An 8,748-nucleotide genomic window follows, 5' to 3' on the forward strand; every position below is an offset into this window, starting at 1 on the left:
GCGGGGGTGTCGTCTTCGGTGAAGGTGACGGTGTTGGGTGGTGGGGGTCTGTCGATGTAGACCTGCCCGGTCGGACTGGTCCAGGCGTAGAGGCCGTCGGTGAGGGGCTCGACGTGCCAGGGGGTGTGGTGTTTGAGGACGTGGTGTCGGCGGCAGAGGTGGCCGAGGTTCTCGGCGGTGGTCGCGCCGCCGAGGGCCGCGTCGTGGTGGTGGTCGATGTCGCAGTGCTGCGGTGGATACCCGCAGGTGGGGAATCGGCAGCGTTGATCTCGTGCCCTGAGGTGTCGTTTCAGTTCGGCGGAGGGTCGGTAGCGGTCGACGGCGAGGAGTGTTCCGGTGAAGGGGTGCGTAAGGAGGCGATCCCACCCGGATGCCGCACCCGCCAGGCGGCGGGCCGTGTCGGGGTCGATCGGGATGCAGCCGTCGAGTTCCGCCGGGGTCGTGCCCCGGCCCATCAGGGTGGTCGCGGGGATGGTGACGGACACGTTCGCGGTGATCGCGGCGAGGAGCCCGCCTGCGGTGTCGTGCCCGGCCGGGGCCCCGGTGAGGAGGAGGTCGAGGGCGAGGTCGGCCCGGATCTGACCGAGAGTCCGCGAGTCCTTCAGGGCAATGGCGTCGGCACCGGCGTCACCTGCTTCACTGCCTGCGGTCCGCGCAGCGTCTGCGGCAGGTCCGAACGCGCTCTCACGGGTCGCGGCGGCAGCATCAGTCCCCGACCCGGCAGGACCCGATTCTTCCTGCACCGATTCTTCCTGCACCGATTTCGCCATCTGAGTCAGCCGGTCGAACGCGCCGTGCACGAGCGCGGCCGGGCCGCGCATCCCGAGCTCTGCCATCCCGTCGGCAAGGTCTTTCACCCACACACCCCGCTTCTTGCGGGCATCCTTATGCCGTTCCGCGATCGGACGGGACTGGAAACGCTCCGCTACCCGGCGGGCGCGCCGGGCGACCCGGTTCGCGGACTCCGTCTCCGCGAACCCGACCAACTCCGCCGAATACGCATCCCGGTCACCAGCATCCTCGAGATGCTCCCCGGCATCACAGATCACCCGCGCATGCCCGGCACTGATCCGCCCGGCACCCTGCGCCTGCCACACCAGCGGGAACCGCTCCACACGCCACGACGCATCCGTCATCCGCCGCTGGATCGTACGGTCGCTGACACGCAACGCGGCCGCGAACTCCGCCGCCACCGTCCGCAACGCCAGATCCGCCTCATCGACCGAATCGGCCTGCCCCGCGACCTCGACCGCCAACCGCGACCCGACCGCGAGGAACCCATCTCGCACGGACTGCATGCTGCTGATCGTGCGCTCGACCTCGACGAGCATCTCAGTGACTGCACCCAGTGCCCCCACCTGCTCGATCGTCGCGCCCGCCAACCCCGTCATACCCCCACTCAACCAGGGGTCACCGACATTCAAACCCCCAGATCAGCGCTCAAAACCGATACACCGGAATATGGCCGGTGAGAACAGGGACCACGGCGCACGCACGGCCAGAACCGAAACGACGTATTGAGTCCGCACCGGCCCCGATGTCGACCACCCGCGTTAGCGTGGAGTCATGACCACTGCAGCCAAGGCCCAGACCCTTGTCGGACTCTATGACGCTCCGGAGATCCTCCGCGTCGTGAACGTGTGGGACGTCGTCGGTGCGCGCGCCGTCGCCGCCCTCCCCGAGACGAAGGCGATCGCGACCGCCGGACACGGCATCGCCGCCTCGTTCGGCTACGACGACGGCACCACGCCGCGCGACATCATGATCGACATGGTCGGACGCATCGCGGCATCCGTCCAGGTTCCCGTCACCGCCGATCTCGACGACGGCTACGGAGACGCGGGGGAGACCACCCGGCTCGCCATCGGCGCCGGCGTCGTCGGCGCGAACGTCGAGGATCGCCTCAAGCCCTTCGACGAGTCCGTCGCCGCGGTCGAGGCGATCGTGAAGGCCGCCGAGGCCGAGGGCGTGCCCTTCGCGCTCAACGCCCGCACCGATGCCTTCGTCCGCGCCGGCCACCGGCCCGTCCAGGAGAGCGTCGCCGATGCGATCCAGCGCGGCCGCGCCTACCTCGACGCCGGCGCGACCGCCGTCTTCATCCCGGGCCTTCTCGACGCGAACGTCACCCGTCAGCTCGTCGAGGGCATCGGGGAGCGCAAGATCAGCGTGATCGGCGTTCCCGGAGCCCTGGCGGCATCCGACTACGAGAAGCTCGGTGTCGCGCGCATCTCCTACGGACCGCTTCCGCAGCGCGTCGCGCTCACGGCCCTGCAGGAGCTCGCCGTCAGCCTGTACGGCGGGGGAGTCGTCCCCTCCGGGCTGCCCGCACTCAACTGACGACCCGAAGAATGCCGAGTGACCACGCCCCTAGACTTGGGGCGTGGTCACTCGTCTTTCGAAATTCTTCCTCCGCACGCTCCGCGAAGACCCTGCCGATGCAGAGGTCGCCAGCCACCGATGGCTGGTCCGCGCCGGTTACATCCGACGCGCCGCCCCGGGAGTCTTCACCTGGCTGCCGCTCGGGCTCAAGGTGAAGGCGAAGATCGAAGCCATCATCCGCGCCGAGATGGCCGCCGCCGGTGCGCAGGAAGTGCACTTCCCGGCGCTCCTGCCGCGCGATCCCTACGAGGCGTCGGGGCGCTGGGAGTCGTACGGCGACGGCATCTTCCGACTTCAGGACCGCAAGGGCGCCGACTACCTCCTCGCGCCCACGCATGAGGAGATGTTCACCCTTCTCGTGAAGGACCTCTACTCGTCGTACAAGGATCTGCCGCTGACGATCTATCAGATCCAGGACAAGTACCGTGACGAGGCACGCCCCCGCGCGGGCCTGCTCCGCGGGCGCGAGTTCACGATGAAGGACGCGTACTCCTTCGACGCCACGGATGCCGGTCTGGAGACCAGCTATCAGGAGCAGCGCGACGCCTACGAGCGCATCTTCCAGCGCCTGGGCCTCGAGTACGTGATCGTGAACGCCGACAACGGGCTCATGGGCGGCGCGCGCAGCGAGGAGTTCCTGCACCCGACCCCCGTCGGCGAGGACACGTTCGTGCGCAGCGCAGGCGGCTACGCGGCGAACGTCGAGGCCTTCACCACGGCCGTGCCCGACGCGATCGCCTTCGACGCCGACGCCGAGCCCGTCATCTTCGACTCGCCCGACACCCCGACGATCGAGACGCTCGTCGCGCACAGCAACGCGCACCTCGAGGGCGAGTACACCGCCGCCGACACGCTGAAGAACGTCGTGCTCGCTCTCACGCACCTCGACGGCACCCGCGAACTGGTCGTCGTCGGCATCCCCGGCGACCGCGAGGTCGACGAGAAGCGCGCCGAGGTCGCGTTCGCGCCGGCCGACGTCTCGACCGCGACCGAGGACGACTTCGAGAACAACCCGCTGCTCGTGAAGGGCTACATCGGCCCCTGGTCTCCGACCGGTGCCGTGCTGGGCGAGGAGTCGGCCACCGGCATCCGCTATCTCGTCGACCCCCGCGTGAGCGAGGGCACCAGTTGGATCACGGGCGCGAACATCGATCAGAAGCACGCCCATTCGGTCGTCGCCGGCCGCGACTTCTTCGCTGACGGAATCGTGGAGATCGCGAACGTCCGTGCCGGCGATCCCGCGCCCGACGGCTCGGGTCCGGTCGAACTCGCCCGCGGCATGGAGATCGGACACGTCTTCCAGCTCGGCCGCTTCTTCGCCGAGACCCTCGGGCTGAAGGTGCTGAACGAGAACGGCAAGCTCGTCACGGTCACCATGGGCTCGTACGGCATCGGCGTGACGCGCATCCTCGCGATCATCGCCGAGCTCAACAACGACGAGAAGGGGCTGATCTGGCCGGCGTCCGTCGCGCCGTTCGACGTGCAGGTCGTCGCGGCGGGCCGCGACCAGATCGCCTTCGACGTGGCCGAGTCGCTGTCGGCTCAGCTCGAGACGGCCGGTCTCGACGTGCTCTACGACGACCGTCCGAAGGTCTCGCCGGGAGTGAAGTTCGGCGACGCCGAGATCGTGGGCGTGCCGAAGATCGTCATCGTGGGACGCGGAGCCGCCGACGGCCAGGTCGAGCTGTGGGATCGCCGCACCGGGGAGCGCGACGCGCTCTCGGTCGACGAGGCGATCGCGCGGCTGACGCGCTGAACCGGAGCTCCCCATGATCGACGAGCCTCTGCCCGCGTCGCTCACCGCGGAGATCGACGCCGTCCTGGACGACGCCGGCGTCACGACGGATCGTCGTCTGGTCATGCGGATGCTGCGCACGGCGATCCTGCTGGGCGAGGACGGGGCGGACCGTCTCGACCTCAAGATCGCCTCGGCCGCTCTCGCCGAGATGCGGGATGCGTTCCGGCTGTTCGCGCCGTTCCGCGGAGTGCCGAAGGTCAGCGTGTTCGGCTCGGCGCGCACGCGGCAGGACGATCCGCTCTACCTGCAGGCACGCGATATCGCCGCTGCTCTCGCGGCGGACGGGTGGATGGTCGTGACGGGGGCAGGGCCGGGCATCATGCAGGCCGCCGCCGAGGGGGCGGGGCCTGCGCTCTCGCTCGGCGTCTCGATCCGCCTGCCCTTCGAGGAGAAGGCGAACAGCCTCGTGACCGGTCAGGGCCAGGTCGTCGCGATGAAGTACTTCTTCACGCGGAAGCTGATGCTCGTCAAGGAATCGTCGGGCTTCATCTGCCTGCCCGGAGGTTTCGGGACGCTCGACGAGATGTTCGAGCTGTTGACGCTGCAACAGACCGGGAAGGCGGAGCCGACGCCCATCGTGCTCCTCGACCAGCCGGGCGGAACGTTCTGGCAGGGCCTGCAGCGTTACATCGACGACACGCTCGAGCCGATGGGCGTCATCTCACCCGGAGACTTCGACCGCGTCGTCGTGACCGATTCCATCGAAGCAGCGCGCGCCGAGATCGCCGGGTTCTGGCGCAACTACGACTCGCTGAGGTGGATCGGCGACTCGCTCGTCCTGCGCCTGAGGAACGAGCCCACGGATGCCGAGATCGACGCTCTCAACGACCGGTTCGGGCCGATGCTGGCGTCCGGCCGGATCACCCGGACGGCTCCACGGCAGCCCGAGGTGGCCGACGACGACGTGCTGCACCTGCCGCGCCTGATCCTGCACCTGGATCAGCATCAGGTCGGCAGCCTGTTCCGGCTGATCCGGGCGATCAACGACCTGCCGTCTGCTCCCGCGCAGTGATCCCCGCGGCGAACTCGCCGAGGTCGACGGACCGTCCGAGGATGCGCTCCGCGGCGCGGTGCCCGGAGTAGAAGGCCGCGCCGACGGTCGCCGGCTCATCGCCCCACGTCGCCTCACCGGCGAAATGCAGCACGTCATCGACAGGTCCTGCGAGCTCGTCGTGGTCGTGGTGCGACGAGCCGAGCGCAAGATGCGAGTAGGAGCCGGCCGAGAAGCGATCCTCGCCCCAGTGCGTGATCCAGTGGGCCAGCGGCTCGCCGACGGCATCGCCGTAGAGGGCGCGCAGCGCGCGGACCACATCGGCGACGACCTCGTCATCCGGAAGCTCCTGCATGTGGCGTCCGAACGGACCCGCCGCGAACGTCAGCAGCGTCGGGATGCCGCTCACCGCGGACACGTCGTACCACGAGTGCCAGTGCTCGCCGGCCTCGCCCAGGGCGCGCAGCACATAGCTCTCCTCGTTCCAGAACCGCTCGGGGAACTGGATGAAGACCTTGTTGAAAACGCCCATGCCGAGTCGGTCGATGGGGCCCGCCACCGCGTCGGGCAGCGCAGGCTCGAAAGCGATCGAGCCGGCCTTCAGCACGCCGAGCGGCACCGTGACGACGGCGCGATCCGCGGTGAACTCGGTGTCGCCGGTACTGACGACGACGCCGGCCTCCGAGCGCACCACATGGGTGACGGTGTGATCGAGGCGCACGTCGAGCCCCGCGCCGATGCGACGGGGGAGTTCGTCGTAACCGCCAGGGAAGATGACCTCGTCGCCGTCGATCGCGTCCTCGTCGAGGCCGTGAGCGTCGAGGTCGCCGATCCAGGCGCCGCACTGCTCCTCGACACGGTGCCGGAAGAACTCGCGGATCTCATCGATGCGCTCGGGATCGAATCCGGAGCGGTCGAGCGCCCGCTCGGTCACGTCGAGGTAGGTGTCACCGGGGGAGGACGCGGCGATCTCCTCGACGAGCAGGCGGTCGGCCTGCTCGACGTCGGCGATCCATCGGGCGGTGGCCGCCGCGTCCATCGGGCGGCCCTCGCCGTCGAAGTTCTCGATCGGCCGCCCGCCCACCTGAAAGCTGCCCACGGTGTACTCGAGAGTCGGGATGCCGAGGGCCTGCACGAGTTCCCAGAGCGGGGAGTCGTCGATGCCGTGGACCCAGGACGCCCCGAGGTCGACGGAGAATCCTGAGGTCCGATCGGAGTTCATCCGTCCGCCGATGCGATCGCGTCCCTCGAGCACCACGACCCGCTGACCTGCGTCGGTCAGCATCCGGGCGGTCGTGACGCCCGACATCCCGGCTCCGATCACGATGGTGTCGAACGTGTTCACGTGGTCCTCCTGCGGCGTCGTGGCCGCACCAGCGCGGCCCCCGCCGTGGCAACAGGCGGTGGGCACAGGGTATCGTGGTACGGATGTCGCGCGTGCGAACAGGCGCGACGAGAGCTGAATAGGGAGGCCGTCATGGACATCGAATTGAGTCTGCTGCGAGGGATCGAGAAGGAGAAGGCGATTCCCTTCGAGGAGCTCGTGTCGATCATCGAGCAGGCGATCCTGACCGCGTACTCCAAGCACGTCGCCGCCGACGGCGCCACGCCCGAGGGCGTGCGGGTGGAGCTCGACCGCAAGTCCGGCCACGTCGCCGTGCTGCAGGTCGTCAAGGACGAAGAAGGCGCCGTCATCGGCGAAGAGGATGCGACGCCCGACGACTTCGGTCGCATCGCCGCCTTCGCCGCGAAGCAGGTCATCAGCCAACGCCTCCGCGACATCGCGGACGACGTCGTGCTCGGCGACTTCAAGGACAAGGAAGGCGACATCGTCGCCGGCGTCATCCAGCAGGGTCCGAACCCGCGGATGATCCACGTCGACCTCGGCTCCGTCGAGGCCATCCTGCCCCCCGAGGAGCAGGTTCCGGGTGAGGAGTACACGCACGGCTCGCGTCTGCGCGTCTACGTCACGAGCGTCGCGAAGGGGCTCAAGGGTCCGCAGATCACGGTCTCGCGCACGCACCCGGGACTCGTCCGCAAGCTGTTCGCGCTCGAGGTGCCGGAGATCGCGGCGGGCCTCGTCGAGATCGTCTCGCTTGCCCGAGAAGCCGGGCATCGCACGAAGATCGCGGTGAAGGCGAACGACCCGTCGATCAACGCGAAGGGTGCCTGCATCGGCGAGATGGGCCGCCGCGTCCGCGCGGTGACCGAGGAGCTGGCGGGGGAGAAGATCGACATCGTCGACCACGACCCGGACCTCGCGACCTTCGTCGCCCATGCGCTGTCGCCGGCGAAGGTGACGAGCGCGTTCGTGCTCGACGCCGGAACCAAGGCCGTCCGCGCCCTCGTTCCCGATTACCAGCTGTCGCTCGCGATCGGCAAAGAGGGTCAGAACGCGCGTCTGGCCGCCAAGCTCACCGGTGCGAAGATCGACATCCAGCCCGACAGCGTCCTCGACGACTGACCCGCATCTCGCCTCGGCTCGCAGGGTGCGAGGCGAGGCGCGGTGGAACGCAGGTGTAAGATGGAACCCGTACGAACGTGCGTCGGCTGTCGCACGCGTGCTCCCCGCTCCGCTCTTCTCAGAGTGGTGTCCCAGAACAATGTGCTCGTCGTCGATGAGCGTGCGGTCCTGCCGGGGAGGGGCGCGTGGCTGCATCCGACACAGGAATGCATGGATGCCGCTCTGCGGCGCCGCGCATTCGGACGAGCACTGCGCGTGACCACTCAGCTGGACACGCGGACCTTCGAACAGCACCCACCAAGAAACAAAGGCTGAACAGCTATGGAAACAAAGTGAACGGCTCGAAATGAGACCCGTCCGCGACTAGTGGTCTGCCCTGTCTGGGTGGACCGACTCAGACAGGAGAATTGTGGCTGGTAAACCACGCGTACACGAGATCGCCGCCGAACTCGGCGTCGACAGCAAGGTCGCTCTTGCAAAGCTCAAGGAACTCGGCGAGTTCGTGAAGAGCCCGTCCTCGACCATCGAGCCGCCGGTGGCACGCAAGCTGCGTGCGGCGATCGAGGCCGACGGCTCGCTCAAGAGCGGTGCGGATGCTGCACCTGCAGCGAAGCCCGCAGCGAAGCCCGCTGCCAAGAAGGCACCGACACCGGGCCCCAAGCCCGGTCCGAAGCCTGCCCCGGAGCCCGCTCCGGCCCCCGAGCCCGAGGCTCCGGCTGCGCCTGCGCCTGCGCCGGCAGCAGCGACTCCCGCTGCGGCGGCTGAGCCCGCCGCGGAGAAGTCCGCCGACAGCGGCGCGCCCAAGCCGGGCGCTCCGCGCCCGGGCAACAACCCGTTCTCCTCCTCGCAGGGGATGGGCCAGCGTCCGGCGGGTCCCCGCCCGGGCAACAACCCCTTCGCTTCCGCACAGGGCATGGGCCAGCGCCCGAGCCCGACTCCCGGAAACATCCCGCGTCCGCAGGCGCCTCGTCCCGGCGCTCCGCGTCCGGGTTCGCCCCGTCCCGGTTCGCCTCGTCCCGGTGGCGCAGGTCGCCCGGGTGGCGGCGGTCGTCCGGGTGGCGCACCGTTCCAGCAGCGTCCTGGCGGCCCCGGTCGCCCCGGTGGCGCAGGAGGCCC

At 69.1% G+C, this 8,748-nt stretch carries 8 protein-coding genes; 6 read left to right on the forward strand and 2 right to left on the reverse strand.

All coding sequences use genetic code 11. The features are described 5' to 3' along the window. Positions 1 to 1,391: HNH endonuclease signature motif containing protein (locus tag DW306_RS19130; RefSeq protein WP_136057164.1), on the reverse strand; the 1,391-nt coding region annotated here is incomplete at its 3' end. Positions 1,392 to 1,566: 175 nt separating this feature from the next. Here DW306_RS19130 and DW306_RS19135 point away from each other — a divergent pair. Genes DW306_RS19135 through DW306_RS19145 form a run of 3 tightly spaced genes read left to right on the forward strand, consistent with a single transcriptional unit; the run spans position 1,567 to position 5,189 of the window. Further along, positions 1,567 to 2,337: an isocitrate lyase/phosphoenolpyruvate mutase family protein gene (locus tag DW306_RS19135; RefSeq protein WP_136057165.1), complete on the forward strand. Its 771-nt coding sequence runs from the start codon at positions 1,567 to 1,569 to the stop codon at positions 2,335 to 2,337. 43 nt (positions 2,338 to 2,380) lie between these two features. Continuing rightward, complete coding sequence (locus tag DW306_RS19140) at positions 2,381 to 4,135, forward strand: proline--tRNA ligase (protein ID WP_136057166.1); 1,755 nt, start codon at positions 2,381 to 2,383, stop codon at positions 4,133 to 4,135. A gap of 13 nt (positions 4,136 to 4,148) precedes the next feature. Next, a complete protein-coding gene (locus DW306_RS19145; RefSeq protein WP_136057167.1) occupies positions 4,149 to 5,189 on the forward strand; it encodes a TIGR00730 family Rossman fold protein in 1,041 nt (346 codons plus the stop codon). Here DW306_RS19145 and DW306_RS19150 read toward each other — a convergent pair. Next, positions 5,158 to 6,513: an NAD(P)/FAD-dependent oxidoreductase gene (locus DW306_RS19150; protein ID WP_136057168.1), complete on the reverse strand. Its 1,356-nt coding sequence runs from the start codon at positions 6,511 to 6,513 to the stop codon at positions 5,158 to 5,160. The two genes, DW306_RS19145 and DW306_RS19150, sit on opposite strands and share 32 nt — an antisense overlap. A gap of 132 nt (positions 6,514 to 6,645) precedes the next feature. Here DW306_RS19150 and nusA point away from each other — a divergent pair, with 132 nt between their 5' ends. From nusA to DW306_RS19165, 3 genes are all read left to right on the forward strand, one after another. Beyond that, positions 6,646 to 7,632 carry a transcription termination factor NusA gene (gene nusA / locus DW306_RS19155; RefSeq protein WP_136057169.1) on the forward strand — a complete coding sequence of 329 codons (987 nt, stop codon included), beginning with the start codon at positions 6,646 to 6,648 and terminating at the stop codon, positions 7,630 to 7,632. A 60-nt stretch (positions 7,633 to 7,692) separates the two neighbouring features. Then, complete coding sequence (locus DW306_RS19160) at positions 7,693 to 7,947, forward strand: YlxR family protein (RefSeq protein WP_136057170.1); 255 nt, start codon at positions 7,693 to 7,695, stop codon at positions 7,945 to 7,947. A 94-nt stretch (positions 7,948 to 8,041) separates the two neighbouring features. After that, a partial coding sequence (locus DW306_RS19165) for a translation initiation factor IF-2 N-terminal domain-containing protein (RefSeq protein WP_205814212.1) occupies positions 8,042 to 8,748 on the forward strand: 707 nt, incomplete at its 3' end.

Origin of the sequence: Microbacterium sp. K24, from assembly GCF_004794465.1 — a bacterium.
In the GTDB taxonomy this organism is placed as follows: domain Bacteria; phylum Actinomycetota; class Actinomycetes; order Actinomycetales; family Microbacteriaceae; genus Microbacterium.